Annotated in this window: 23 protein-coding genes; 12 read left to right on the forward strand and 11 right to left on the reverse strand. The window is 54.6% G+C overall.

The window, feature by feature from the left end; genetic code table 11:
• The first annotated feature begins 73 nt into the window (after positions 1 to 73).
• Genes ndhC through SPI6313_RS03520 form a run of 3 tightly spaced genes read left to right on the forward strand, consistent with a single transcriptional unit; the run spans position 74 to position 1,684 of the window.
• Positions 74 to 436: a photosynthetic/respiratory NAD(P)H-quinone oxidoreductase subunit C gene (gene ndhC, locus SPI6313_RS03510; RefSeq protein ID WP_072619744.1), complete on the forward strand. Its 363-nt coding sequence runs from the start codon at positions 74 to 76 to the stop codon at positions 434 to 436.
• Positions 433 to 1,161, forward strand: a complete 729-nt coding sequence (locus SPI6313_RS03515; RefSeq protein WP_072619745.1) for an NADH dehydrogenase subunit K — start codon at positions 433 to 435, stop codon at positions 1,159 to 1,161. The genes ndhC and SPI6313_RS03515 overlap by 4 nt, the downstream gene beginning before the upstream one ends.
• Positions 1,154 to 1,684, forward strand: coding sequence for an NAD(P)H-quinone oxidoreductase subunit J (locus tag SPI6313_RS03520; RefSeq protein ID WP_072622986.1), 531 nt, complete (start codon positions 1,154 to 1,156; stop codon positions 1,682 to 1,684). The genes SPI6313_RS03515 and SPI6313_RS03520 overlap by 8 nt, the downstream gene beginning before the upstream one ends.
• 168 nt (positions 1,685 to 1,852) lie before the next feature.
• Here the strand turns inward: SPI6313_RS03520 and SPI6313_RS03525 are convergent, their stop codons facing one another.
• The 6 genes from SPI6313_RS03525 to psb27 form a co-directional block, all read right to left on the reverse strand.
• A complete protein-coding gene (locus SPI6313_RS03525) occupies positions 1,853 to 4,513 on the reverse strand; it encodes a DEAD/DEAH box helicase (protein ID WP_072619746.1) in 2,661 nt (886 codons plus the stop codon).
• Between the two features lie 71 nt (positions 4,514 to 4,584).
• Positions 4,585 to 5,340, reverse strand: a complete 756-nt coding sequence (locus SPI6313_RS03530; protein WP_139276483.1) for an energy-coupling factor ABC transporter ATP-binding protein — start codon at positions 5,338 to 5,340, stop codon at positions 4,585 to 4,587.
• Positions 5,341 to 5,898, reverse strand: coding sequence for a hypothetical protein (locus SPI6313_RS03535; RefSeq protein ID WP_072619747.1), 558 nt, complete (start codon positions 5,896 to 5,898; stop codon positions 5,341 to 5,343).
• 136 nt (positions 5,899 to 6,034) lie between these two features.
• Positions 6,035 to 6,208: a hypothetical protein gene (locus tag SPI6313_RS23295; RefSeq protein WP_175551057.1), complete on the reverse strand. Its 174-nt coding sequence runs from the start codon at positions 6,206 to 6,208 to the stop codon at positions 6,035 to 6,037.
• Between the two features lie 59 nt (positions 6,209 to 6,267).
• Positions 6,268 to 7,722, reverse strand: a complete 1,455-nt coding sequence (locus SPI6313_RS03540) for a family 10 glycosylhydrolase (RefSeq protein ID WP_072619748.1) — start codon at positions 7,720 to 7,722, stop codon at positions 6,268 to 6,270.
• Between the two features lie 192 nt (positions 7,723 to 7,914).
• Entirely contained in the window at positions 7,915 to 8,322 is a 408-nt protein-coding gene (gene psb27, locus SPI6313_RS03545) for a photosystem II protein Psb27 (RefSeq protein WP_072619749.1), read from the reverse strand.
• Between the two features lie 152 nt (positions 8,323 to 8,474).
• Here psb27 and SPI6313_RS03550 point away from each other — a divergent pair, with 152 nt between their 5' ends.
• Complete coding sequence (locus SPI6313_RS03550) at positions 8,475 to 8,723, forward strand: NifU family protein (protein WP_072619750.1); 249 nt, start codon at positions 8,475 to 8,477, stop codon at positions 8,721 to 8,723.
• Between the two features lie 543 nt (positions 8,724 to 9,266).
• On the opposite strand, the gene SPI6313_RS03555 is transcribed toward SPI6313_RS03550, so the two are convergent.
• Entirely contained in the window at positions 9,267 to 9,971 is a 705-nt protein-coding gene (locus SPI6313_RS03555; protein WP_072619751.1) for a hypothetical protein, read from the reverse strand.
• A 561-nt stretch (positions 9,972 to 10,532) separates the two neighbouring features.
• Here SPI6313_RS03555 and SPI6313_RS03560 point away from each other — a divergent pair.
• From SPI6313_RS03560 to cbiM, 6 genes are all read left to right on the forward strand, one after another.
• Positions 10,533 to 12,806 (forward strand): ribonuclease R family protein, encoded by a 2,274-nt coding sequence (locus SPI6313_RS03560; RefSeq protein WP_072619752.1) that lies wholly within the window; start codon positions 10,533 to 10,535, stop codon positions 12,804 to 12,806.
• Positions 12,799 to 13,329, forward strand: coding sequence for a pyroglutamyl-peptidase I family protein (locus SPI6313_RS03565; RefSeq protein WP_072619753.1), 531 nt, complete (start codon positions 12,799 to 12,801; stop codon positions 13,327 to 13,329). Before SPI6313_RS03560 ends, SPI6313_RS03565 begins: the two co-directional genes overlap by 8 nt.
• A gap of 24 nt (positions 13,330 to 13,353) precedes the next feature.
• Positions 13,354 to 15,180 carry an asparagine synthetase B family protein gene (locus tag SPI6313_RS03570; RefSeq protein ID WP_072619754.1) on the forward strand — a complete coding sequence of 609 codons (1,827 nt, stop codon included), beginning with the start codon at positions 13,354 to 13,356 and terminating at the stop codon, positions 15,178 to 15,180.
• 494 nt (positions 15,181 to 15,674) lie between these two features.
• Positions 15,675 to 16,430, forward strand: a complete 756-nt coding sequence (locus SPI6313_RS03575; RefSeq protein ID WP_217650493.1) for a hypothetical protein — start codon at positions 15,675 to 15,677, stop codon at positions 16,428 to 16,430.
• A gap of 104 nt (positions 16,431 to 16,534) precedes the next feature.
• Positions 16,535 to 16,972 (forward strand): carboxypeptidase-like regulatory domain-containing protein, encoded by a 438-nt coding sequence (locus SPI6313_RS03580; RefSeq protein WP_175551215.1) that lies wholly within the window; start codon positions 16,535 to 16,537, stop codon positions 16,970 to 16,972.
• Complete coding sequence (cbiM, locus tag SPI6313_RS03585) at positions 16,972 to 17,625, forward strand: cobalt transporter CbiM (RefSeq protein ID WP_072619757.1); 654 nt, start codon at positions 16,972 to 16,974, stop codon at positions 17,623 to 17,625. Before SPI6313_RS03580 ends, cbiM begins: the two co-directional genes overlap by 1 nt.
• 98 nt (positions 17,626 to 17,723) lie before the next feature.
• On the opposite strand, the gene SPI6313_RS03590 is transcribed toward cbiM, so the two are convergent.
• The 4 genes from SPI6313_RS03590 to SPI6313_RS03605 all read right to left on the reverse strand — a co-directional run bounded on the left by SPI6313_RS03590 (position 17,724) and on the right by SPI6313_RS03605 (position 22,507).
• Positions 17,724 to 18,545, reverse strand: coding sequence for a hypothetical protein (locus tag SPI6313_RS03590; protein WP_072619758.1), 822 nt, complete (start codon positions 18,543 to 18,545; stop codon positions 17,724 to 17,726).
• Between the two features lie 86 nt (positions 18,546 to 18,631).
• Positions 18,632 to 20,407, reverse strand: coding sequence for an RNase J family beta-CASP ribonuclease (locus tag SPI6313_RS03595; RefSeq protein ID WP_072619759.1), 1,776 nt, complete (start codon positions 20,405 to 20,407; stop codon positions 18,632 to 18,634).
• 19 nt (positions 20,408 to 20,426) lie between these two features.
• Positions 20,427 to 21,329 (reverse strand): 4-hydroxy-tetrahydrodipicolinate synthase, encoded by a 903-nt coding sequence (dapA, locus tag SPI6313_RS03600; RefSeq protein ID WP_072619760.1) that lies wholly within the window; start codon positions 21,327 to 21,329, stop codon positions 20,427 to 20,429.
• A 128-nt stretch (positions 21,330 to 21,457) separates the two neighbouring features.
• Positions 21,458 to 22,507, reverse strand: coding sequence for an aspartate-semialdehyde dehydrogenase (locus tag SPI6313_RS03605; RefSeq protein WP_072619761.1), 1,050 nt, complete (start codon positions 22,505 to 22,507; stop codon positions 21,458 to 21,460).
• A gap of 749 nt (positions 22,508 to 23,256) precedes the next feature.
• Between SPI6313_RS03605 and tig the strand changes: the two genes are divergently transcribed.
• Together tig and clpP are read left to right on the forward strand one after the other, a co-directional pair.
• Positions 23,257 to 24,663: a trigger factor gene (gene tig, locus SPI6313_RS03610; RefSeq protein WP_072619762.1), complete on the forward strand. Its 1,407-nt coding sequence runs from the start codon at positions 23,257 to 23,259 to the stop codon at positions 24,661 to 24,663.
• 189 nt (positions 24,664 to 24,852) lie between these two features.
• A complete protein-coding gene (gene clpP, locus SPI6313_RS03615; RefSeq protein WP_072619763.1) occupies positions 24,853 to 25,545 on the forward strand; it encodes an ATP-dependent Clp endopeptidase proteolytic subunit ClpP in 693 nt (230 codons plus the stop codon).
• Positions 25,546 to 25,548: the final 3 nt, after the last annotated feature.

Here is a 25,548-nt window from a genome sequence, read left to right on the forward strand (position 1 = left end):
TAGATCAACCCGACGATCGGCATGAAGTTCTATAATTAGGCCTTGTTAAGCGCAGCATTATAGGGAAATCCAAGTGTTTCACCTCAGTGGTTACGAATATTTTTTAGGCTTTCTCCTGATCGCCAGTTCCGTTCCGATCTTGTCGCTGATTGCGTCGAAAATCTTGCGCCCTCGTACCGGCGGGCCAGAGCGGCGCACCACCTACGAATCGGGAATGGAGCCTATCGGCGGAGCATGGATTCAATTCAACATCCGGTACTATATGTTCGCCCTTGTGTTTGTGGTCTTCGATGTTGAAACCGTGTTTCTCTACCCGTGGGCCGTCGCCTTTAGTCAATTGGGTTTGCTAGCCTTTATAGAAGCCCTCATCTTCATCGCAATTTTGGTTGTTGCCTTGGTGTATGCATGGCGTAAAGGAGCGTTAGAGTGGTCATGAATTTAGAATCAATCGAACAGCAAAACGTTGAAAAAATCTTAAATCCGGTGGCCCGCACCGGGGTTACCCAAGACTTATCGGAAAATATCGTCCTCACCACCGTAGATGACCTCTACAACTGGGCGAAACTATCCAGCCTCTGGCCCTTACTCTACGGGACGGCTTGTTGTTTTATCGAGTTTGCCGCGATGATCGGCTCTCGGTTTGACTTTGACCGTTTTGGTCTGGTGCCGCGTTCGAGTCCCCGGCAGGCGGATCTTTTGATTACCGCCGGCACGATTACGATGAAAATGGCCCCGGCCTTGGTGCGGCTCTACGAAGAAATGCCCGAACCGAAGTATGTGATCGCTATGGGAGCCTGCACGATTACCGGCGGAATGTTCAGTGTGGATTCGCCCAGTGCGGTGCGGGGTGTGGATAAGTTGATTCCGGTGGATGTTTATATTCCCGGTTGTCCGCCGCGCCCGGAAGCGATTATGGATGCGATCGTAAAGCTGCGCAAAAAGGTGGCCAATGAGTCGATCCAAGAGCGGGCCACGGTGCTAGAGCAGCAGCATGAATATTACTGCACGACCCACAACATGAAGGTGACGGAGCCGATTTTGACTGGGGAATATTTGCGATCGCCCGATCGCCAAGCCCCTACCAAAGAACTCACCGAAGCCTACGGGCTGCCCATTGCCCCCACCCGTCAAGATGTGAAAGAAGAGGTTGATCGTGGCTGAAGACAACACTCCCAACAACGCCCCGGAAGAAGAATCCACCGCCCTTGTGGCCGGCCCGGCATCATCATGGCTCACCGAGAATGGCTTTGACCATGGTTTGCTCGAACCGGATCACCTCGGCATTGAGATGATCCAAGTGGAGGCGAAGGTGCTCCTGCCCATCTGCACCGCGCTTCGAGCTTACGGGTTCAACTATTTGCAATGTCAAGGGGGTTATGATCTAGGCCCCGGTAAAGAACTCGTCAGTTTTTACCATTTGGTGAAAGTCAGTGACGATGCCGAAAGTACCGAAGAAATTCGGGTTAAGGTGTTCGTGCCCCGCGACAATCCCCATGTGCCTTCGGTTTACTGGATTTGGAAGGCGGCGGACTGGCAAGAGCGGGAAACCTACGATATGTACGGTATTGTCTACGATGGCCATCCCAATTTGAAACGGTTATTGATGCCGGAAGATTGGATCGGTTGGCCCCTGCGCAAGGACTATATTTCTCCCGATTTTTACGAATTACAGGATGCCCATTAAGGGCGATCGCTCACCCCGTCCGGGTGCTTGGGTTTAAGATCATCCTGAACAGAAAAGAGTGAGTGTGACACACTCACTCTTTGGCATGAAGGGGAGATTTTTGCTTTAACCTCCCTTGCCGGCGTTGCGGTGAAAAGTCAGATTGTTTCTCTGGGTGCTGGGCATGGGTTAAATGCCCACATCAATGGGGAAGCGGCGCATTAGATCGACGGCGCGGCGGGCATTTTGGCGGATAGTGTCGGAGAGGCCGGGGACGTGGGGAATTTGGGACAGAAAGTCTACGGTACGCCGTAACATTCGCACCAAATCACCCTCATCAAAACTGCAATTGTCGCCCAGGGTTTCCCAGGTCACACCGAGGGCCCATTGTTCCATCACGCCGATGATATTAAGGGTTTCGTCTTCGAGCCAGACGGGAAGGGCGACTTTGTAGCGGTGCTGCACTTTGATCAACTCTTTACGGAGGGGGAGCAAGTTGGCCAGGGCCACGAGCACTGATTCCGGGGGGGCGTAGTTTGTCCAGCTATCGGGGCGGGGGGGTTCGCTGATCAGGCTATAGACAGCGGCGGCGAGTTCCGGGGGGCCGAGGGGATCGAGGTAGCCGGACATCAGGGCGAGGCCGAGCCAGAGTTCGTTATCGCCGCGAATGGCGGCGGCGGCTTGGCCGATTTCGGTGGGGTCGTATTCGATCAGGGCATCGAATTCGCGGAGGACTTTGACGAGGTTGGAGAAGTCGCGCCAATGTTGGGTTTGGTGTTCTTTGTATTGGGCTTGACGATCGCGCAATCGCCGTTGCAGTTGAATCCGTAGGTTATGGCGTTTCACCAGTTGGCCGGGTTTGCCCCATTGGCGGAGGGGGTGGGTATCCAGTTGGGATTGAACGGCGGCGAGGCGATCGCTCTGCTCCACCACTTCCGGCGCATCATCGAGGCTAAAGGGGGTAATCGGAATCGCCTCCGCTACCGAGGCACTGAGGTCATCACCGGGATAGTATTGCCCCAATTTGCGCGGTAAATCAAAGGGCGGGTCGAGCATATCGAGCAGGGTCTGAGCGATCGCCGTATCTCCCACCCCGATCACATCCTGACTCGCCACCACAGTCCAATCGTTCCCTTCGGTTAAACAGAGGTAATAGGGGACTTTGCCCCGGCCGGAGAGTTGGGCAACGAGGAGCACCGGCAGGGGTTGCGCCACGGAGACATGCTTACCTTTGAGGTAGAAAATGCTGCCGAGGGGTAGTTTGGGCAACCGTTGGGTAATATCTTGCTGGCGAGTTTCGATCGCTTGCTCGCGGAGAATTTTTAAGAGACGGCGTTCCTCTTTGGCCCGTTGGCGAAGTTTTTCGTAGTCTTCAATCTGGGGGACGGGGATGGGGGCGAGTTCCACGTCCAGTTTGGCGAGGTCGGTGGTGAGTTCTGCGATCGCTTGCTTATCCGGCGCTAACTTCAACGAAGCGGCATACTGGGCAAAACTCCGCTCCAAGAGGCTTTTCACCTGGGGCACAGAATGGGTTTGCAATAAATTCAACACCATGCCATAGGTGGGCGTAAATTGACTCACCAAGGGTTCAGCGGATTTGAGGGCGAGATCGGCGGCATCCTTAGCCCCCTCAAACCGGGTCTGTACCGTTACCACGTAACCCTGTTCATCCATCCCCCGTCGCCCGGCCCGGCCCGCCATTTGCAGGAACTCCGCCGCCCGCAACAGCCGATGACCATTATCGCTGCGTTTGGAAATGGCGGAGATCACCGTGGTACGGGCGGGCATATTGATCCCGGCGGCGAGGGTTTCCGTAGCAAACACCACCTTCACCAGCCCATCTTGAAAAAGTTCCTCTACCAAGCCTTTCCAAGCGGGCAACACGCCCGCATGGTGGGAGGCGATGCCGCGCATCAGGGGTTCCACTTGGTTGGTGCGGGCGGCGCTCGGATTTTCCGAGACAAAGGCTGTAACGCGGTCTTTCAGTTCGGCAGTTTCATCGGCGGTGAGCAGTGTATAGTCAGAGACTTGAGCGATCGCACTATCGCAACCGCGCCGACTGAAGATAAAAAAGATCGCCGGGAGCATATCGCGATCGCGCAATTGGGCCACCGTTTGGCGAATCGTCGGACAGTCTTCACGGCGGAGGCGGCGGGGCTTGCCCTTCGGCAGCAGGCGTTTATTCACCCGTGTGCTAGTTTCATTGAGGAGCGGAAACAGCCCCTTCACAGTGCTGAAGTGGAATTCAAGGGGAACCGGGCGAAAATCCGAATGAATTAAGCGCGTCGGCCCATGGACTTGGCTAATCCATTCCGTCAGTTCGGCGGCATTGGCGATCGTCGCTGACAGTGCCACAATCTGCATCTGCGGCGGACAGTAAATGATTGATTCTTCCCACACCGTCCCCCGCTGGCTGTCGTTCATATAGTGGCATTCATCCAACACCACCGCTTCCACATTGGCCAGCGATGTGCCCACCTGACCGATGGGCGTACCGTAGAGCATATTCCGAAAAATTTCGGTGGTCATCACCAAAACACTGGCATCGCGGTTAATCGAGGTGTCCCCGGTTAAGATCCCCACCTGGTCCGCGCCGAACAGTTCGCAAAAATCCCGGAATTTTTGATTAGACAGGGCCTTCAATGGTGTGGTGTAGAAAACCCGTCGGTTGCGTGAAATGGCCCGATGAATTGCATATTCCCCCACCAGGGTTTTACCTGATCCCGTTGGCACAGACACCACCACAGATGACCCCGTATCCAAGGCATCAAGGGCATCAACCTGGAAGGGATCAAGGGGAAATGGAAAAATTTCGGTACGGTTCAGCGAGGCTCGGGCGGAGGTGTTCACTCAGGTTTTATGCAGTAGTTACTATCCTTCCATTCTAGGGGGTGTGCTGAATCCCGTGAAAACTGGGGCAATTATCCAGCTTGGGGCGATTGATGAGTCGGTTGATCGGGGCGGTCTAGATCGTCCCAGTCGTCGGCTTGGGTTTTGAGGTCGTCTTGAATTTGTGGCCAATTAATTTCGCTGACGGTGGTGTCGGCCCAGAGTTTGCCTTGGTAGAGATACCAGACGCGATCGCAACTCTGCTGTACCCAATCCAATTGATGATTGGCCATAATCCAAGTGAGGCCGGGGGTTTCTGTTAAAACCTGCAACACCCGCGACGCAGTTCCCACATCCAGGGCCGAGGTGGGTTCATCCAGCAGTAAGAGGGTGGGATTGAGGAGCATTGCCCTGGCAATAGTAACGAGTTGCCGTTGACCGAGGGAGAGTTGCCAGCTTTGCCGCTCTAGCCAATCCTTGGGAATAGTGAAGCGATCGCATTCCTCAAACACCCGCTCGCGCACCTCAGTTTTGGGCCGCTTTTGCAAAGTCAACGGATAGGCAAGGGTGTCAAACACCGAGAGACCCAAGAGTTTCGGCTCTTGCAACACAAGGACAACTTTGCGCCGCAACTCAGACACCGGTATCGTTGCCAAGGGTTGCCCTTGAAACCACAGTTTCCCCTGATCCGGGTCGCGAAGACGATTCAACAGGGCGAGGAGGGTGGATTTACCCGAACCCGATGCGCCCACGATGCCGATCCGATCGCCCGCTGCCACGGTTACGGAAATATCCGTCAAAATTGTCGTGACGCTGAGATCTTGCGATCGCAACAAAGGCATTTCCATCTACGCAACTCCCATCAAGCCAGGGGACGCGATCGCCGTCCAAACGACCCATCCATCAACAAGCATTAACACTACCGTCACCCCCAACAAAATCAAATACATCCAGGGTTGCGCCAACGGTCGCACATCGGAGGTATCTAAACCCGTCCGCTCCGTCACTACCTGCACCAACCGTGCAAACCCCACCACCCGCATCGGCAACAGGTAGGCGCGATCGCGTTCCGGGGTGACGAAATAATACACAAGGCCGCCTTGGCCAGTAGTGCGCATTTGCAGATCACACACCCGCGCCCAGGGCAACGACCAACCCCGCCGCCCCAACGCCCGCACCCAAGCCGGATAGGTAACACGAATTTCCTGCTCGTCCACTTCGACCCGTTCGCACAATACGCCGTAGAGAATCCCAAACCCGATCGCAATCCCCCCCCAGAAGAGCGTAGGGGAAATGGGGGTTTGGGTGGCGATCGCTAAAAACGGCAGCGGCACCGTCAACGCCACATACAGCAAGAGCAAGGTAATCCGAATTAAGGGGGAAATCCGAAACGTATCTAAAGGCATGGGACACCAAAAACGCGATCAGTAAGCAATGCGCGAAATAACCGAGGGGTGAGCGGAGTCGAACCCCGGCAGCCCCAGACTTCGACTTCGCTCAGTCTTCGGTTAGCTCAGTCTTCGGTTGAGGAGCGATCGCGTCTTAACTTTGGGTGACGATCGCATCCACTGTTGCCGTTTTCTGCTCCTCATCCACCGAGGTCACCGCCCAGCGCAACGGTTCGCCGCGCTTGGTGAGTTCCGCTTCAATTTCTTGGTGCAACTCATTCGGGGTCGCTTGGAGGTCAATTTCTGCCGTAATAAAATGAGTCGTCATGGTCAACTCCCTAGACTGAATTTCTTTGTAGTGTACGGCGAAATGGGGGAGAAGAGCCATTAACGGCGGCAGGTTTGGCGGGCGCGATCGTCTACGGGTTCTTGCCAGGAATAGGCAAAATGACTGATCGCATCAAGCTGCGGGAACTGACGCTGCAACGCCCACATTTGCTGTTCTAGGGGGGGGTGACTGCGTTCCACTCGCCCCCATTGGCCCGCCAAAGCCGGAATCACACGGGTCTGGGGCGAGGCAAAACTTAAGACCCGCTGCACCTCGTCCACAATGCAATCCGTCCGGTTGCCACAAATCGCGTAGGACATCGGATGCCACTCGATTTGGGAGGAGAAGCGATCCCAGGGCTGTAGGCGTGAATCATAACCCTGTTGACCGACGGGGCGATTGCCATCGGGAAAAAAGACGGCCCCAGCGGGGATGCGCTGGCGTTGAACTTGGGTGGCGGCGGTGTGGAGAAAATCAATCACACCTTGGGCGGCGTGGGCGACGCTGAGTTTCCACAGTTCGGCGTTGAGATTGCTAGAGCTTAAGCCTTGCCATTGGGGGCCAGTTTCCCCCGGATGGAGGGCTTTCGCAGCCTGGACATCACCACCGCTGATTGAACCTTGGGCCATGAAGCGTTGAATCAGTTCGCGGCCTTGATTGTTCTGGGCCCGGTTGAGGAGGGCGGTGCGGGAAGCGTCGCCGTAGATCCAGAGGTCACGCACATTGCTGGCCACCGATCCGGCCCCGGAGCCACGGGGATAGCGGATATAGTCGAACAGCACGCCGTCGGGGTTGCGACGGAGGACGGCTTGGAGCAGGGTGGCGTAGTCGGCTTGGCCTTGGGGACTGTAGGGATCGATGAAGGCTTGGGAGCCGTCGGGAACCACGTCGAGACTGGTTTGACCCTGGCCATTGCGGGCGAGGCTTCGTTCGCGATCGGGACGAACGGCGTAGGCGTAGCCGTAGTTCATCGCAAACATCCAGGCGTAGATCTTGAGGTTACGATCGCGACTTTCTTCAATCGCCATCGCCAATAAATCGGCATTTTCCTGACCGCGATCGCGCACCACCGACACCCACGGCGTGCGATTTTCCGACACCGGCAGCAGCACTTGGGAATCGTAAAACACCTCTAAATAGACTTCGTTGTACCCCTTATTGACGATGCGATCGAACACCTCATCCAACACCCCCGGCTTCAGGTCGCAGGGATAGAGCCGCAGCCAGATCGCTTGGGTGCGGGGCCAGGTGCGCTGCCGACATTGTTGCAGCCATTGGGAATGTTCTTGGAGAACGGCTTGATATTGGGCTTGGGCTTGGGCATCACCTCCCACCGCAGCACGGCGCAGGGCTTCTTTGCGGCTGATTTCGCGGTCGGTAAATTGGCAGTAGTTACCGGTTTGAGCTTGGGCGGGGGCGAGTCCGGTGAAGGCGGTGAAAAGGGAGCTACTGAGGAGGAGGGCGCTAAGGATGCGGTGCAGGGAAGCGCGGGGAGCAAGGAGCGATCGCAACATGAGCAGTGGGGTAAGTCGGAGTTTTAATTGATTGTAGCGGCCAGAATTTTCGACCCTGGGCTTCTGACTTCAGGATTCCCGCCAGCGTTCCCGTTCCGACACAAAACGGTTAACCCTCAACAGGTTAACCGTTTTGTGTTGTTGTCTCCGTTGCGATCGCAACGGATTCCGCCTGAAAGGCGATCGGAATTTCTATAAACCGCGTTTGAGCGCAATTTCCACTTGTTTGAATTCCTGCTTTAAACGAGTTTTCAGCTTATCCGACAAGGGACGAGACCCATAGGTACTATAAAATCCAGCCAAACTATTCAGAGCCGTCTGCATCGTCGTGAACGATCGCAACCCCGACACCCGGCCATCACGACGATAGCGAGACGCATAATCATTCATCTGATCCCGCGCCACCTGACGTTGTTCCGTCACATCCGGCGCATCACTGGGCATATCTAAGATTGTGGTTAGGTTTTCCACCACCGTGAGGGTATCTTGGCGATAATTCCCCGTTAAACCATTTGTTGTGCCCGCAGAACAACCCATCAAACCGATGGCGCAGACTAACACAAGAGCAAGTACGCGAGACACTAGGGGTTTAATAACCATAGAGTTAATGTAACGTTTATAAAAGCAGCTTGCTCAATCCTACCGTGGATCGGAATCGCACACCAGATGCGCTCCGCTGGATCGTTAGATTCAACGAGGAACGTTAGGATATAAGCAACAGTCAATCCATATCGAGAGTAATTCATACCACTATGTCTTCAACTTCCACCCTAACCCTGACTCGTGAAAACGTTGAGCAAGTCCTTGACGATCTGCGTCCCTACTTGATGGCAGACGGCGGCAATGTTGAACTGGTTGAGATTGAAGGACCAACGGTGAAACTTCGTCTTCAAGGGGCTTGCGGATCTTGCCCTAGTTCAGCGATGACCCTACGCATGGGGATCGAGCGTCGCCTCCGTGAATTCATCCCCGAAATTGGTGAAGTCGAACAGGTGATGTAATTCTGTTCTGCTCTCCTGAGCATCGAAAACCAAAGGTGGGCAATGCCCACCTTTTTTCATGGGGGTCAATGGCTCAATTCATTAACCCCCATAACCCAACAATCAACAACGGGCTTTGCTTATCCAGATCGGGTATGAGTGAGCCAGAGGCTCACACTCCTAATATCTTTGACGTACTCCCCCGCATAAATGACGGGGGATTCTGGGTTCAGACAGCAATTGCAGGCGTAGCCCGTCTTACTATTGCCTAGCCCAATGGACAACGCCCTGCCCAGAAGGTGCTCACCCCGGAATTTTACTTCGCGCTAGCGAACGCTTTTATTGTATCACCACCGAATCAATTCGGTTATTCGCTTATATCCCCCGAATAAAATTCAGGGGGCTTTACGCATCACGCTCGTAATTAACCCTTTTCATTAGCCCTCTTCATGTAGTGCGAGCTTCCAGCTCGCTCCCTTCCAGCTACCTTCCAGCTCGCTCCTTAGCTCCACACCAAACATTCGCAACGATTGAACGCCGATCGGGCTGTCCCACACCGGAACATTAAGACGGGAGGGATTCTAAATAGCGGAGAAATTCGACGAGTTCGTGATCGGCGAGGATTTGGCGCGATCGCTTCCCGTAGGTTTCCATGATGTATTGCCGACCCTGCTCCTTCGTCCAGCCCAAACGCTTCATTTCTAAATTTGTTTTGGCAATCACATCGGAAAAATCAATCGGTTCCCCCGTAGCGGCGGGGGCTGGGGTGGGAACGGTGGGTTCTGGGGGCGGGGCGATCGCTTCCGGCTCCGGTTCGGCGGCCATAGAACCATTGAGCGCGAGGGCCGGTTCTGGTTCTGGGCTGGGGATCGGTTCTGGGCTGGGGATCGGTTCCGGTTCCGGTTCGATCACGGGCAGCGGGGGATCGGGGGTGAAAACCGGGGCCGGGGTTTCGGCGGCCTTAGGCGGGGCCGGTGGTACCACAGGGGGTAGGGGCGTGGGTTTGGGGTTTTGGGCGGGGGGAGGAGGGGGCGACGCAGGGGCAGCGGTCAGGGCAGGGCTGGGGATTTTGAGCCAGAGGGCTACGGCGCGATCGCGGGCTTGATCTTCCGCTGCTTCTACGGTGGGCGCGGCACTCAGTCCCGTGGCGATCGCCCGTCCGTCCACGTCTAGACAGCAGCGCACCACATACTGACCTTGCTTATACAGCACCAATTCTGTAATCACCCCCCCCATTGGATAACAGGCTCGAAATTGTTCTAGTCCCATGATATTTCTCGTTTCTAAGTGGCTGGGCAACTTCACCACGTCTGCTGCACTGGCGGTCACACCGCAAATCCTAACGCAGGCTGTGCTACCCGTTGGCGATCGCTAACTTGACTAAAAAATCATCTTAATCAGAGGACATTGTAGCGTTTTTTTCTTTCAACAAGTTGCCAAAGTCCCCATTAAACCTAAAATAATGGCAGGGTTATCTGTCTGCCTACTTTTTCGGAGATACGCCACAGCTTGGAACGGCAAAGATCCAAGCTCCCCGTCTAGCGATCGCACTCACGTCATCAACTCGTTGCCCCTGTGCAGTGTCTCTCGCCTCCGAAAATGAACCATCTCCATCGGTTTTCCCCACGGATGCTGTGAGCGAATCCTCGTTTTTTGCGGTAGAGCCGCATCGCGACAGCCCCCTGAGACAGATTCCCCCTACACCTCGCGCTCAACCGCTCGGTGGCTGTGTTCGCAGTTCTCTGCTCGGTCACTCAACGCTGAGTCTCGTTGCCCTCCTCAACCCCCACCCATTCTCGTCTATTTAACAAGGACTATTAACGAAAAAAAATGGAATTTTCAATCGCTACATTACTCGCTCAACTGAGTCCTGATAAACTCGTTGCCGCCAAGTTTTTAGAAAAAAAATTAGACTGCGAAGACGAACTGTGCGCCCAAAAACTCCAAATCGCCCTCGATGCCCTCGAAAAAGTGGGGTTACTGAATAAAGAACTCGGTAAATATCGACGGGTGTTACCGGACGGCATGGTAGAAGCCAAGCTGCGCTGTTCGAGCAAAGGGTTTTGTTTTGCGATTCAAGATGAAGAAGGGGCCGACGATATTTACGTGCGCGAGAGTTATCTCAGCAATGCTTGGAATGGCGATCGCGTCCTCGTGCGAATCATCAAAGAAGGCAGCCGCCGCCGCTCCCCCGAAGGCGCAGTGCAAGTCATCCTCGATCGCGCTAACCCCTCCCTCCTGGCCCGAATTAAGCACATTGCCCACGGCTATCGCGCCGTCCCCTTAGACGATCGCCTCCTCTTTGAAATCGACCTCCAAACCGAAGGGGATGAACTCGCCGACGCGATTAATCACCTCGTCCATGTGGAAATTCTCCGCTATGCGATCGGGATGAAATTGCCCCTCGGTCGCGTCACCAAGATCCTCGGCTCCGATGCTGAGGCCGCCGCTGATACCGACATCGTGGCCTGCAAGCATGACCTGCCCCAAGGCTTTAGTGAAAAAGTCCTAGAGGCAGCCAAAGCCGCCCCCAAACCGGCCCCCAATGGCAAAATCGCCAAAGCGGAAATTAACAAACGCTTTGATCTGCGATCGGTGTTCACCCTGACCCTCGAAGATGAGGACTGCTTGCAAGGGAAGCCCACGGATATGATTGAAAATGCCTTTAGCCTCGAACCCCTCGAAGAGGGACAATGGCTCCTCGGCATTCACATTGTGGATCTTGCCCATTACATTGAACCCGGTTCTCCCGTGGACAATGAAGCGAAAAAACGCGGCACAGCGGTGTATTTAGACGACTTTATCGTGCCGTTGCTGCCGGAAGCGATTTCGCGGCGGTGTTCCTTCACAGTGGATCATGAACGCCTCGCGATCAGCATTCTCCTCACCCTGGATAAAACGGGTCAGGTGATCGAATTTGATATTCAGCCCAGCGTGATTAAGGTGGATCATCAACTGAGCTACCAACAGGTGCAAGGGTATTTAGGGCAACAGGAAGAAACCCCCGCTGAGTTACAAAATGCCAGCGAAATGCTCGAACAACTCTTTTTCACCCTGGCTCCTTTGGTGAAGGCGCAACGCTTGCAGCGGGGCGGCTTTGATCTGCAAACACCGCCCGCATCCTATGCCTTTAAGGATGAAAGCCGTTTAGGGGCGATCACGGTGGATTCAACGATGCCGCTGCGATCGATGTTGATGGATCTGTCGGTGTTGGCGGGGAAAGTGGTGGCGGATCACTGTCGGGCGTTGGAGTTACCGGCCCTGTATTGTGCCCAAGTTGAACCCGATGTGATGGAGTTGGAAGACTTTTTGAAGTTGGGGACGAATTTAGATCTGACGTTGGATATTGATTCCGATGATGATCTGAGTTCCCGCGATTATCAGAGCTTTACCCAAGAAATCGCCAATTCTCCCGCACCGAAGATTTTGACGGAGTTCTTGAAAAAGACGATTAAACCGGCGAGTTATAGCACGAAGCCGATGTCCCATTTTGGGCTGGCCTATGATGGCTATTGCCATGTGATGTCACCGGGGCGACGCTATGCAGATTTGTTGATGCAGCGTCTGTTGCATACGTTGTTTAAGGAGGGGCGCGATCGCAAAACCACCCGGTCTAAAAAGGTGGTGAATCTTGGTAGCAGTCAATCCTACGACGAATTAACCTGGAATGTTTTACCGCCGGCGGTGCAAAGTCAATGGGAAGCCGATGTCCATACCGTGGTGCATCATCTCAATGAGCGGCTGAAAATCGCCGAAGATGCCGAAAGTGATCTCGAAGGCTTGAAAAAAGCTGAACGGATGAAGGAACGCACGGGCGGGGTTTTCAAGGGTTGGATTACTGGGGTGCAGTCCTATGGGTTCTTTGTGGAAATTGAAGAATTGATGGTGGAGGGTCTTGTCCATGTCAGTTCTCTTAAGGATGATTGGTATGAATATCGCTCTCGCCATAGTTGTTTGGTGGGTCGGAAAAATCGCACGGCCTATCGCTTGGGCGATCGCGTTGAAGTCCAGGTTAAAAGTGTGGATTACTATCGCCAGCAAATCGACCTAGTTACGGTGAGCGGTGGCAGTGCGGCGGTTAACTCTGACTTCGAGGATGAGTAAACATTTACTATTAACATCGTTTCAACCCTGGCTCTCCCATCAAACCTCGAATGCGTCCGATGACCTCTTGGCGAAGCTGAATCCGATCACTTGGCCCCATGGTTGTCTGACGCTGTTACGTCGTTTGCCCGTCGAGACTGAGGCGGCTAGCCAAGCGGTGATCATGGCGATCGACACTCTCCAACCGGATGGGGTGATCTGTTGTGGCATGGCCGAAACGCGATCGCACCTCACCGTCGAATCCAATGCCCGCCAAGGGACTCTCACCCGGAAAACCTCCGTGGATCTCCAGTCCCTGATTCACGATCTCCCCTGCACCGAGATCAGCCATGATGCGGGTCAGTTTGTCTGTGAGGGTTTGTATTTCAACGTCCTCGCCCATCTCACGACGGTGCGGTGGCCCTGTGAGGCGATCTTTGTCCATGTTCCCTGGTTTACGTCTGCGAATGAACGACAGCTTATGGCGGATTTTGAGACCCTCTTGGCTCGATTTCCGGCGCAATCACCGGACGATCCTTTCTAGCCCCGGCCTAGGGCAGGGTGAGTTATGAGCGGTCTTTTTGCCCTGTGGCAGCGGGACGGTCAACCCTGTGATCCGGCCGTCCTGCACGCGATCCAAACAGCGTTAATCTCGTCTGGGCCCGATGCTCAAACCCTTTGGCAGGAGCAGCCGCCGATCGCGCTGGGCCATACGTTACTCACGGTGCAGACCGATACCGACCCGGATCGGCAGCCCTTGACCCTGGATGGTCAGGTGTGGATCACGGCATCGGCGCGGTTGGATGGCCGGGCCCAGTTGCGCGATCGCCTCTATCAGGCGGGATATCCGGTGGCGGTGACGGCTCCCGATGGGCTGTTGGTGTTGATGGCTTATTTGGCTTGGGTGGAAGACTGTGTGGACTATCTCCAGGGGGATTTTGCCTTTGCGGTTTGGGATCAACGGCGAGATTGTTTATTTTGTGGGCGGGATCAGTTCGGGATTAAGCCGCTTTACTATGCCGAAGTGGGGCCGGTGGTGGTGGTGAGTACGACGATCGCAGCGATTCAAGCCCATCCGCAGGTTTCAACGGCATTGAATGAGGAGGCGATCGCGGATTTAATGCTCTTCGATGTCCATCAAAATCTCCACATCACGACATTTCAAGCGATCCAAGCCATCCCAGGGGGGCATTGTCTCTCGGTGCGGCGCGATCGCCTCCAGGTGCGGCGCTATTGGACGTTACCCGTCCCGGAACCGATCCGGTATCGCGATCCCCACAGCTATATTCTCCACTTTCAAGATCATCTCGAAATGGCGGTGCGCGATCGCACCCGGAGCGATCGGATCGGCCTCCTCCTCAGTGGTGGTCTTGATTCTGGCCTCCTTGCCGCCACCCTCCACGACCAGACCCCCCATCCTGAAATCCAGGCGTTCACCTTCAGCTATCAGTCATTATTTGCCGACCCAGAACCCGCCGCCGCTGCCCACACCGCCGCCGCCTTCCACCTCCCTCACCAGATCCTCGCAGCGGGCGAGGCTCACCCCTTCGAGGGTTGGCAACCCACCCCAGAACCAACGTTGAGCTTCTTTCCACAACTGCAACAGTGGCACTATCCCACCCTGGCCCGTCACAGCCGCATCTTGCTCTATGGCCAAGGGGGTGATGAAGGAATGCGCCCCTCAACGGTGGCGGAACTGTGGCGCGGGATGCCCACCGGACTGCTCCTGCGGGATCTGTGGCGTTGTCTTGTGACCGATCAAAAACGCCCCCAATGGGGTACGGGGATTCAAGCTCGCTGGCGATCGCGAACGAATCACGATGACCTGTGGCAAACCTATCCCACCTGGTTAAACCCGGACTTTGCGGCGCGGGTACAGTGCCAGGAACGATGGCAACAGTATCACCAAGCCCCGCCCACCATGCATCCAAGACGCGATCGCGCCTATCATCACCTGCTCCATCCCCGCTGGCGGCTGAATTTTGAAACCTCTGATCCGGGTTTCCATGGCTTCCCCTTAGAATTTCCCGTTCCGTTTCTCGATCTGCGGCTGTTGAATTATCTCCTCGCTGTGCCGCCCCTGCCGTGGTTCGTGGACAAAACCCTCCTGCGGGCCACATTGCGCGATCGCCCCCGCCAACGCCGTACTCCCTTCCCCCCCGCAGTGCTCGAACGCCCGAAAACTGCCCTCGCCGGTCAACCTCTCTTGATCCATCTTCAGCGGGGTGTCACTCCTTGGCATGGGATCAGGGATTGTGACGCGATCGCGGCCTATGTGGATGCGATCGCCCTCCTCAAAACCATTCCCGCCCATCCCACCCACATCAACCAAGTCTGGCCCGCCCTCCGGATCGTCAACCTCGCCCGCTGGCTCGATCACCATGCTGCTCATTAACGTAGCGATCCTGTACGACAGAGCCGTGACACAAGCGCAAAAACTAAACAGGAGTCCCGCAGATCATCCACCACCTGGTTGACTGACTTGATAGCCCTCACCCCCAAACCCCTCTCCCAGAGGGCGAGGAGAGCCGATCCATTTTTCCAGTTCCCTATCCCAGAGGGCGAGGGCTTGCCGGGATCTGGCTAATTTTGTCAGTCAACCAGATCCACTACTGTCCTCTGTCGCCTCGATGTGGATCAGGATCATCGACCCAGACGAAGTTTTTAGGGTTCAAGTCACGTCCAGAAAAATCAAAAAGATAGCCAAAGTCTAGGGTAAGTATCCCCTTGTGGGGCATTGAATTTTAATCATTGATCCTCAACAATACCTACAATGCCTCGCTGTTGAAATAATGCGCGTTTATTGCCGCATTTTACAACTGCGTTTCAAGTCTTCAATTAAGGAAATAAATGTTAGTTTTTCAAAAAACAAAGTGGGTTATGTTAGCAATGGGTTTGGTATCTGTTGCTACAGGATGTGCCCAAGCCGAGCCGGAAACATCCACAGGGCAGCTACGCTTGGTGGCGAATGGTGAAGCGTTCACCCATGAAGGCTTAATCACAAAAGATGGCTGGGAAGTGGAATTTGAACGGGTGATGCTGAACCTGGATGCTGTGGTCGCGTCCCAAAACGACGCGATGGCGCAAGACGAGTCCGATGCACCGTCTCAAGCAGTGGTCTTGGTGGATGAGCCGATGGTGGTGGATCTGACGGAGGGCGAAGCGGGAGCCGTCACGGTGGTCACCCAAGATGCCGTGTCGACAGGGGCTTATACTGCGATCGCTTGGCAACTGGTGAGCCAACCCGATACCCCGGCGATTCAACTGATCGGAGTGGCCCGCAAAGATGATACCACCCTCAACTTTCAACTTCAGTTCGATCGTCCCTTCGTCTATGAGTGCGGGGAATATGTGGGAGATCAACGGAAAGGGCTAGTCAAACCAGATGAAACGGGAGAATTGGAAATCACCACCCATTGGGATCATTTATTTGGAGATGGTACGTCTGCCCCAGATGATGAAATTAATACGGGTGCGTTAGGCTTTACTCCCATTGCTGCCTTTGCAAATGAAGGGACAGTGACGATCTCTTACTCAGAACTGATGCAAAAACTGAGTCCTGAAGATGCCGAAATCTTAACTAAAACTTTAGATGGTATGGGTCATGTGGGAGAAGGCCATTGTGAGTCACCTGAAGTATCCTGAGATAATTAAAATAGTGGAGGTTAATCTGTTTAAATGTGGTCTATTTCGAGGGTGAAACTATGATAGTTCGATCAATGGTTAATGTCATAAACCTGCGGTATTTTATGCCCTTGATTGTCATCTTGGGGGGGGCGACACCGGCGATCGCCCACGGCAGTTCCGTGGATTTTTCCCTGCGTCAAGCGGTGGAAATTACCGCCACCTATGAAAACGGTGATCCCATGGACGAGGCGCAGGTGTCGATCTACGCCCCGGATGATCCCGAAACACCCTGGCAAACCGGGCTGACCGATGGCGAAGGTACGTTTCAGTTTGCACCAGATCAAGCCGGGCAGTGGGATGTGAAAGTGCGCAAAGCCGGTCATGGCAATTTGGTGACCATTCCCATCAACGCGACAACAACAACAGAAGCATCGGTGGCTTCGGTGGCCTCCGGATCAAGTTCCTATTCCCCTGCCCAAAAAGGGATGATGGCGATCGCGATCGTTTGGGGTTGCATCGGCACAGCCCTATTTTTTACCCGTAAACCCGTAAAACAATAATGCATATTCCAGATGGTCTTTTGCCTGCTCAGTTAATGGTGGGCGGGTATGCGCTCACGGGCGGTGTGACGTGGTTGTGTCTACGTCAAATTCAGCGCAGGTCTGACCCCACGATGCAGTTACCCAAAGTGGCATTGCTCACCGCTGCCTTTTTTGTCACCTCTTTAATTCATATTCCCATGCCTCCGGCTAGCATTCATTTAGTGCTCAATGGCCTGTTGGGGATTGTTTTGGGCTATTACAGTTTCCCCGCGATTTTGGTGGGTCTCTTTTTCCAAGCGGTGATGTTTGGCCATGGGGGGATTTCGAGTTTGGGCGTGAATGCGCTGATTATGGGGCTGCCGGCGTTGTTGGCTTACAATCTTGTCCAATTGGGCCAGGGGATGTTTCGGCATGTTCTTTGGCGGCAAACAATCTTTTTTCTGGGCGGTGCGATCGCAGTGATCACCGCTGCCGTGATGTATGTGATCATCACCCTCAGCACGATTACCCCCGACCTCAACGCTACCCTTGAGCGCACCGCCACCCTGGCCGCCCTCGTTGGCTATCTCGGTCAAGGCTTATTAGAGGGAGCCTTCACGGTGATGGCGATCAATTTTCTGGAACGGGTGAAGCCGGAAGTGCTCAATTGGGGGGAACCGTCTTCGAGTTGAAGGGGCGATCGCGCCCACTCGCCAGCGCCATGAAAACAGACAAGGGGCTTAAAGCCCCTTGTCATGCGTTCAGTGGCTATCAACCAGAATAAATCGGGTCAGAATAAATCGGGAAAGATCGAATCGATCAATGAGCGAGAAATGGTATCGGGTTTCGGGTTTGAGGTCGGAGTTGAGGGGGGCGGCGTTGACTGAGCGGTCGCTTGTGGAGTCACACCACCGCCCATAAATTTGCGATAGAGCAATTCTCGAAACTGCTGAACATCGGTTTGCCACAAACTCAGCCGGTGGGTGAAGTATTCGAGGGGGTCGGGTGGGTTGGGTTCCGGGAGGGCGTAGGTGAAATTACCGGTGAAAAGGAGGCCAGATATTGCATCTTGAGGCCCTTGCTTAAACTGGACTTCAGCAATGTTGAGGCTGAAGGGGCAGCGTTTCAGGACATAATTCAGGGTTAGGGCAGCCCGGAGCGGTTCTTGGCCGAGGGTCTGCCAGGGGCCAGGGGCGAGGAGTTTCTGGGTGATGAATTGCTGGGGGGCTTGGGGATGGTCGGGAAAGCCGATCAGGATTTTAGGGGCAATGCTGAGGCCTTGGTAATGGGCGTGGGGAAATTTGCTCAGGTAGGCTTGGGCGATCGCTGGCCCCTGAATAGTGCTAGGGTCTTTGTCCGTGGTCTGCTCTAGCAACATCAAACGGCGGGCTTGGCTGAGAATATTTAAACCATTGGTAAAAGTCAACTGCACCATCTGCTCCGACTGAAGCGGGGCTTGGGCCAACTCCCAATCCGCCGGAATCACCCCGCTCATTTTCAACAGATCGACCGTGATCACACCGGGTTTCAAATCCAAAGCAGTGATGTTGATCGCCAATTCCTGGAGTTCAAGAATGGGCAGGGATGATTTTGCGGAAGAGACTGAAGCCATAACACCGTCATCTAAACAACTGCGTAAACCCCTCCCCAGCTTCAGCCCGCAGCAAAAGCAGGCCGTCGCCGGGGAGGGGTTTACGCCTAGGACGCAGCCGATGCCGTCGAGCGTCGCCGCCGTCGGGGTGAAGACGAGTGGGTTGCCGTCACCATCTCCTGATTGTCCGGCGTTTGGAGCAGGAAAACCACCGAGGGGCGACAGTTCAACTCACGACGAATCAAGCGGATTAACGCCGCTTCAATCTCTTCCTTCAAGCCCACCCAATCCATATCGGCCTGATTGGATTGGCTCCGGATAAACTCAGCGCCGCGATCGTTCAACACCCGCGAAATCGAGCGATTCACAATCTGCTGGAACATTTCCCGCTCGATATTGCGGGCCACACCCCGCAGATGAATTTCCGGCCGGGCTAACAGTTTTAACTGAGCATCCACCGCTGCGGCGATCGTCACCACACCATCTTCGGCCAGTTGTTGACGTTCCTTCATCACGTGGTCATGGACAATCCCGGAACCATCCACCAACTTGATCCCCGAAGGCACTTGGCCCGCAATCCGGATGCGTTCTGGCGACACTTCCACAATGTCACCATTGTTGATGATCACCATGTTTTCTTCCGGAATCCCCATCGACTGCGCCATCTTGGCATGTTCAACGAGCATCCGGTATTGACCGTGAACCGGCACAAAGAATTTCGGGCGAGTGAGGGCCAGCATTAATTTATGGTCTTCTCGTGACCCATGCCCGGACACATGGATACCATGCTGGCGACCGTAGATCACATTAGCCCCTTTCATGATCAGGCGGTCAATGGTATCCACCACCGCCAGGGTATTCCCCGGAATCGGATTGGCCGAAAAGACAACAGTATCCCCTTCCCGGACGCTGACTTGGCGGTGCTCCCCTTTGGAAATTCGGGTCAGGGCGGCCAGTTCCTCCCCTTGGGAACCGGTGGTGAGGACGAGGATTTTCTCGTCGGGCAAGCTGGGCATTTGCTTGAGGGGCACAAACAAATTATCCGGGCATTTGATGTAGCCCAATTCGCGGGCATGGGCGATCACGTTCAACATGGAACGCCCGACGACGACCACTTTGCGATTGTGTTTTTGGGCCAGGCTGAGGATGATGTTAACCCGATGCACCGAGGAGGCAAAGGTGGTGATGAAAATTCGTTTGGGCGTGCTGGCGATAATCCGATCCAAGTTGGGACGCACGGATTCTTCCGAGGCGGTGTGGCCCGGTACTTCGGCATTGGTGGAGTCACTGAGGAGACAGAGGACACCATTTTCGCCATGTTCTGCGAGTTTTTGGAGGTCGAAATGTTCGCCATCGACGGGGGTGTAGTCGATTTTAAAGTCGCCGGTGTGGATGACGATACCGAGGGGGGTATGGATGGCGACGCTGAAGCTGTCGGCCATGGAGTGGGTGTTGCGGATGTATTCGACGAGGAAGGAGGGGCTAATCCGCACCATGTCGCGGGGGCCGACGGTGTGGATTTCGGTGCGATCGCTCACCCCCGCCTCGGCTAATTTATCCCGCAGCAGAGACATCGCCAAGCGTGGCCCGTAGATATGGGGAATATCAAACTGCTTCAGGTGGTAGGCAATGCCGCCAATGTGGTCTTCGTGACCGTGGGTGACAATCATGCCCTTGATCTTGTGGCGATTTTCCTGCACATAGGTCATGTCGGGCAAGACCACATTCACCCCGTGCATCCCATCGGTGGGGAAACCAATCCCCGCATCGAGCAAGACCATTTCATCGTTGTACTCAAAAATACAAGTATTTTTGCCGATTTCATGGAGTCCTCCGAGAGGAATGATTTTCAAGGCAGCAGATTTTGGTTTGGGTTTATTCATTGCAATAGGTTTCAGGTTTCTAAGACTCAGCAGTGTGAGTTAACAGATCGAGATTTTCAAGAACAGTTTTAACTTGAACGCTTTGATCGGGAGAGATTGCACAGAGGGGCGGTCGAACACTCCCCACAGACCAACCCTGGAAGGCTAAGGCCGCTTTGACAGGAATCGGGTTGGCGGTGCAAAACAAGACTTTAAATAGTTCAAACAGGCGGCGGTGAATCTGCTGGGCGGTTTGAACCTGGCCCGTTTTAAAGGCTGTCACCATCGTTTGTAACTCCGCACCGACCAGATGGCTCGCCACACTCACCACCCCAGTGCCACCAATGGCGAGGAGGGGTAAGGTCAGGGAATCGTCCCCAGAGTAGAGGGCAAATTCAGGCGGGGTCAGGGTGCGAATTTGGCTGGCACTATCGACATTGCCGCTGGCTTCTTTGATGGCAACGATGGAGTCAAGTTCGGCTAGGCGGGCGACAGTGTGAGGGTCGATGCTTTGTCCTGTGCGGCCCGGAACGTTGTACAGCATCATCGGCAGATCCGGACAGGCTTTAGCGATCGCCTCAAAATGCAGATACAAGCCCGCTTGCGGGGGTTTGTTGTAGTAAGGAACCACTTGTAAGGTGCCATCTAGCCCTAGTTTAGCGGCTTTTTTCGTGGCCTCGATGGCCTCACGGGTGGAATTTGATCCCGTGCCTGCCATAATCTTACCCCGCGACCCCACCGCCTGCTGCACGACCCGAAATAATTCATATTCTTCGGTCCAGGTCAGGGTTGGCGATTCTCCCGTGGTGCCGCAGACTAACACGGTATCGGTGCCGTGGGTGACGAGATAGTCTGCGAGTTGTTCTGTGGTTGCGTAATCTACCTCACCGCTGGCCGTAAAGGGCGTAATCATCGCGGTTACTACATTGCCAAAATCACTCACACCGTCATGTTCTCCTGATATCACTATTCACAACGTTACCCATTCTGGCTTGAGGGTTTCCCCGATTGTCCATGGGGGGCTTGAGGGGAGGGGCGATCGCACCCGCCGCAGCCCTTCACACCCTTAGCCTACAGGGTAGACACTAACTCCGTCCCCTGGGGCTTGAGCCACTGACGTTCTACCAACAATTCAGCAATTTGAATCGCATTGAGGGCCGCGCCTTTGCGGATCTGATCCCCACTGAGCCACAATTCCAAACCATGGGGGTGAGAAATATCCTGACGAATCCGACCGACAAGTACAGCATCCTGGCCCGACGCTTCGCTAGGCATCGGGAAATAATTCCGCTGCCAATCTTCGACCAACTTCACCCCCGGCGCTTGGGCAATCAAGTCCCGCGCCTGATCCACCGCAAAGGGCGCATCAAACTCCAGATTCACCGCCTCCGAATGGGCCCGCAACACCGGCACCCGCACACAGGTGGCCGTCACCCGCAACTCCGGTGCGCCGAAAATTTTGCGCGTTTCCTGCACCATTTTCATTTCCTCTTGACAATAACCCTGGTCATTGAGGGGGGAATTGTGGGGAAATAAATTAAACGCCAAGGGATAGGGCAAAATTTCCGCCTGGGGGGGTTCGCCGTTGAGGATGGCTTGGGCTTGGGTTTCCACTTCCGCCATCGCCCGCGCTCCCGCCCCGCTAGCGGATTGATAGGTGGCAACCACAATCCGCCGAATCGGCTGCACACAATGGAGGGGATAAATGGCGACCCCCATCAAGATAGTGGTGCAGTTAGGGTTGGCGATAATCCCGCTGTGGGTGGCCGCCGCGTCTGGGTTGATTTCCGGCACGATTAAGGGCACTTCAGGGTGCATCCGAAAGGCGCTGGAATTGTCAATATAAACCGCACCCGCCGCCACCGCTTTCGGGGCCCATGCTTTCGAGATGCTGCCCCCCGCCGAAGCGAGGACAATATCCACGCCTTGGAGGGCGGCTTCGCTGACCACTTCAACGGTGAGGTTTTGGCCGTGGAAGGGGAGGGTTTGCCCGGCGGAACGGGGCGATGCGAGCAGTTTCAACGAGTCGAGGGGAAAATTTCGCGCCTCTAGGAGTTGGATGAGTTCGGTACCAACTGCGCCCGTTGCGCCCAGGATGGCGACTTGCAATGAGTTTGACAAAGTAAAACGTCCTCCAAGGAAAAAAGATCGAGATCGGCAGGGGGAGAATCAATGAGGATTGATCAACAAAGGGCAATCCCATCGTTAAGGGGGAAGAGGGGGGTACGGGAGAAATTTCGGCGACGGGGGGAATGGGGCAGCATTTAAACAGCATCAACGGAATCGGGTCACGGGTGAGGCGGGGGTGGAAAAGTTGGGGGCGAGGGTTGGGGCGATCGCAGTCTGAAATTCTGGGTTGGGAAGGTCTGGACGATTTTTGGAGAGCTTGTTAAAGCAGATTGCGAGGAGCGATCGCAATAAACGTATCCTAATCCATTTCAGGACAGGTCAGACAGACTCTCGACAGAAAACACCATCAATATACTATTATCATAGGGCTGTCCTGATTGTGCCACGCTTAACCCGTTTCTTTCGCTCACAATCAATCCCGGCATCTAGGGGACTACACCCCATCAGCATGCCATTGAGACGCTGCAACGATCCCGATCTAGCCTGCTCAAATTAGGACGTGAGATTCTAAAATGGTCAGTCCAGACAGTGCGAGTCAGCCAATCCCCAGGACATCAAGGCGCGGAGCAGCGGACTATTGTTAACCTAGATTCAGCCGATTGTGGACTCTCCACATATAGTGCCAGAATCTCCCAGTCTGGCTTTGGTTGTTGCGATCAACACAACAGGTTTGGCGGTCTCTTTGACAGTGTCACCCTTCATTTATCCCATAAGTTTACGGTTTGGAAAGCGAGTTGTCCATGAAAGTATCCCAGGAAAAATCACCGAATAGTCAGATTACCCTCACCATTGAAATCCCCGCTGATGCCTCGAAGCAGGCCTACGAAAAAGTCGTCAAAGACTTAGCTCGGACGGTGCGGATTCCTGGGTTTCGGAAAGGCAAAGTGCCCCGTCCGATTCTGTTACAACGTCTCGGGCCAGAACGAGTCCGCGCCGAAGCGCTGGAAAATCTGGTGCAAAGCACTGTGATGAAGGCAGTCTCGGACGAAAAAATCGACGTTTTGGGCAATTATCAAATTCACCCCGACATTAGTGAATTATTGACGCAGTATAAACCCGGCGAAGTGTTTACCTTTAAGGCATCTATGGATGTCCCGCCGGAAGTGACCCTCGGTGACTACACCGCCCTCTCCGTCAAGGCTGAGAACAGCGAATATGATCCGACCCAAGTGGATCAATTCCTCGCCTCTCAACAAGCCAAAGTTGCCACCTTAGTTCCGGTGGAAGGCCGGGCTGCTCAACGGGGGGATGTGGTGGTGGTGAACTACCAAGGACGCTTGGTGGTGGATGGTGAGGTCAGCGAAGAGGTCATCTCTGGGGCAGAAGCGACGGATTTTCAATTGGAATTGGAATCGGATAAGTTTCTCGAAGACTTGATTTCTGGGATTGAGGGGATGAATCCCGGTGAGACGAAAGACATTCCCGTTTCGTTTCCGGATGACTATGCGCGGGAAGATCTGGCTGGAGAAACGGCCCAGTTTTCGGTGACGCTGCAAGAAATTAAGGAGAAAGAGTTACCGGAACTTGATGATGATTTTGCGGAAGAAATTAGCCGCTTTGAAACCCTGGCGGAGTTGCGCGAAGATCTCGAAACCCAGTATAAAAAGCAGGCTGAAGATACGACAAACAGCCGTATCGAAGATGCGATCGCGAAAGAACTGCTGACCATTGCCGAAATTGATCCCCCCGAAACCTTGATCAAACAAGAGGTGGACATGATCATTCGCCAAACCGTCTCCCAAATGGAGCAGTACGGCTTGGATATGCAAAGTGTCCTCAAAGCCGACATGATGCCCACCCTCCGGGAAAATGCTCGCCCCGAAGCCATTGAACGGCTCAAAACCACCTTAGTTCTCGAAGAAGTGGCCCGGCGCGAATCCCTCGAACCCGATCCGGAAAAACTCGATCAACAGATCAAAGAAATTTTCGAGCAACTGAGCGATCAACCCCTTGATCAAGATCGGGTTCGGGAGTTTGTGTCTAAAGAACTGCTCCAAGCCCAGGCCCTCGAATGGCTGCGGGACAAGGTGACCGTGGAGTTAGTCCCCGAAGGCACGCTGAACCCTCCGAGTGAAGACACCGAAGCCAGTGCCGAAGCTGAAGCCGAAGCCATCCTCGCCGAAGCGGTCAGCGCCGAAGAAGAATAATGCTAGATGATCTGGGGTGGGGGCGATCGCGCCCAAACCATAGCAAGGGCAACGAGAAATCATGCCAGGATTTTTCCTCCCCTTGCATTGTGATCTTTCGGGCGATCAAACCCCACTCTGGAAAGACATAAGGCATAATGGTCAACAAGCAGAGGGGTAATTCCCTTGTCGTCGTCCCCAAACTTCAGCATGATAGACTCGCAATCATCCCATCCTTCACCCTCAAACCGCTCCACCTATCACTACAACGCCATGAGTCAAGCCATTGTGCCAATGGTGGTTGAGCAATCCGGCATGGGAGAACGCGCTTTCGACATCTATTCCCGTCTCCTGCGCGAACGGATTGTTTTTCTAGGCAGTGCGATCGACGACACGATCGCGGATTCCGTCGTCGCGCAACTCCTCTTCCTCGACGCAGAAGACCCCGAAAAAGATATTCAACTCTACATCAACTCCCCCGGCGGCTCCGTCTACGCGGGCATGGCCATCTACGACACCATGCAGCAAATCCGCCCCGACGTGGTCACCATCTGCTACGGCATCGCCGCCAGCATGGGAGCTTTCTTGCTCTCCGGTGGCACTAAAGGCAAACGCATGTCCCTCCCCAGTTCCCGGATCATGATCCACCAGCCCCTCGGCGGTGCTCAGGGGCAAGCCGTAGACATCGAAATCCAAGCCAAAGAAATCCTCTACATCAAAGACCAACTCAATGGCCTACTGGCTGAACATACCGGCCAGCCCCTGGATCGGATCGCGGTAGACACCGAGCGCGATTTCTACATGTCATCCAAGGAAGCCCAGCAATACGGGCTGATCGACGAAGTGATTAACCCCGCTGCCCTACCCCACGTTACAATCCCTGCGTCGTCTGCATTTCAGTAAGAG

The sequence above is a fragment of the Spirulina major PCC 6313 genome, assembly GCF_001890765.1.
GTDB classification, from domain to species: domain Bacteria; phylum Cyanobacteriota; class Cyanobacteriia; order Cyanobacteriales; family Spirulinaceae; genus Spirulina; species Spirulina major.

What these genes read in the sequence shown, in the direction of transcription:
- SPI6313_RS03515 (WP_072619745.1), top strand. Translation starts at nt 433, where the DNA reads ATGAATTTAGAATCAATCGAACAGCAAAACGTTGAAAAAATCTTAAAT.
- SPI6313_RS03530 (WP_139276483.1), bottom strand. Translation starts at nt 5,340, where the DNA reads ATGGAAATGCCTTTGTTGCGATCGCAAGATCTCAGCGTCACGACAATT.
- SPI6313_RS03535 (WP_072619747.1), bottom strand. Translation starts at nt 5,898, where the DNA reads ATGCCTTTAGATACGTTTCGGATTTCCCCCTTAATTCGGATTACCTTG.
- SPI6313_RS23295 (WP_175551057.1), bottom strand. Translation starts at nt 6,208, where the DNA reads ATGACGACTCATTTTATTACGGCAGAAATTGACCTCCAAGCGACCCCG.
- SPI6313_RS03540 (WP_072619748.1), bottom strand. Translation starts at nt 7,722, where the DNA reads ATGTTGCGATCGCTCCTTGCTCCCCGCGCTTCCCTGCACCGCATCCTT.
- psb27 (WP_072619749.1), bottom strand. Translation starts at nt 8,322, where the DNA reads ATGGTTATTAAACCCCTAGTGTCTCGCGTACTTGCTCTTGTGTTAGTC.
- SPI6313_RS03550 (WP_072619750.1), top strand. Translation starts at nt 8,475, where the DNA reads ATGTCTTCAACTTCCACCCTAACCCTGACTCGTGAAAACGTTGAGCAA.
- SPI6313_RS03555 (WP_072619751.1), bottom strand. Translation starts at nt 9,971, where the DNA reads ATGGGACTAGAACAATTTCGAGCCTGTTATCCAATGGGGGGGGTGATT.
- SPI6313_RS03560 (WP_072619752.1), top strand. Translation starts at nt 10,533, where the DNA reads ATGGAATTTTCAATCGCTACATTACTCGCTCAACTGAGTCCTGATAAA.
- SPI6313_RS03565 (WP_072619753.1), top strand. Translation starts at nt 12,799, where the DNA reads ATGAGTAAACATTTACTATTAACATCGTTTCAACCCTGGCTCTCCCAT.
- SPI6313_RS03570 (WP_072619754.1), top strand. Translation starts at nt 13,354, where the DNA reads ATGAGCGGTCTTTTTGCCCTGTGGCAGCGGGACGGTCAACCCTGTGAT.
- SPI6313_RS03575 (WP_217650493.1), top strand. Translation starts at nt 15,675, where the DNA reads ATGGGTTTGGTATCTGTTGCTACAGGATGTGCCCAAGCCGAGCCGGAA.
- SPI6313_RS03580 (WP_175551215.1), top strand. Translation starts at nt 16,535, where the DNA reads ATGCCCTTGATTGTCATCTTGGGGGGGGCGACACCGGCGATCGCCCAC.
- cbiM (WP_072619757.1), top strand. Translation starts at nt 16,972, where the DNA reads ATGCATATTCCAGATGGTCTTTTGCCTGCTCAGTTAATGGTGGGCGGG.
- SPI6313_RS03590 (WP_072619758.1), bottom strand. Translation starts at nt 18,545, where the DNA reads ATGGCTTCAGTCTCTTCCGCAAAATCATCCCTGCCCATTCTTGAACTC.
- SPI6313_RS03595 (WP_072619759.1), bottom strand. Translation starts at nt 20,407, where the DNA reads ATGAATAAACCCAAACCAAAATCTGCTGCCTTGAAAATCATTCCTCTC.
- tig (WP_072619762.1), top strand. Translation starts at nt 23,257, where the DNA reads ATGAAAGTATCCCAGGAAAAATCACCGAATAGTCAGATTACCCTCACC.
- clpP (WP_072619763.1), top strand. Translation starts at nt 24,853, where the DNA reads ATGATAGACTCGCAATCATCCCATCCTTCACCCTCAAACCGCTCCACC.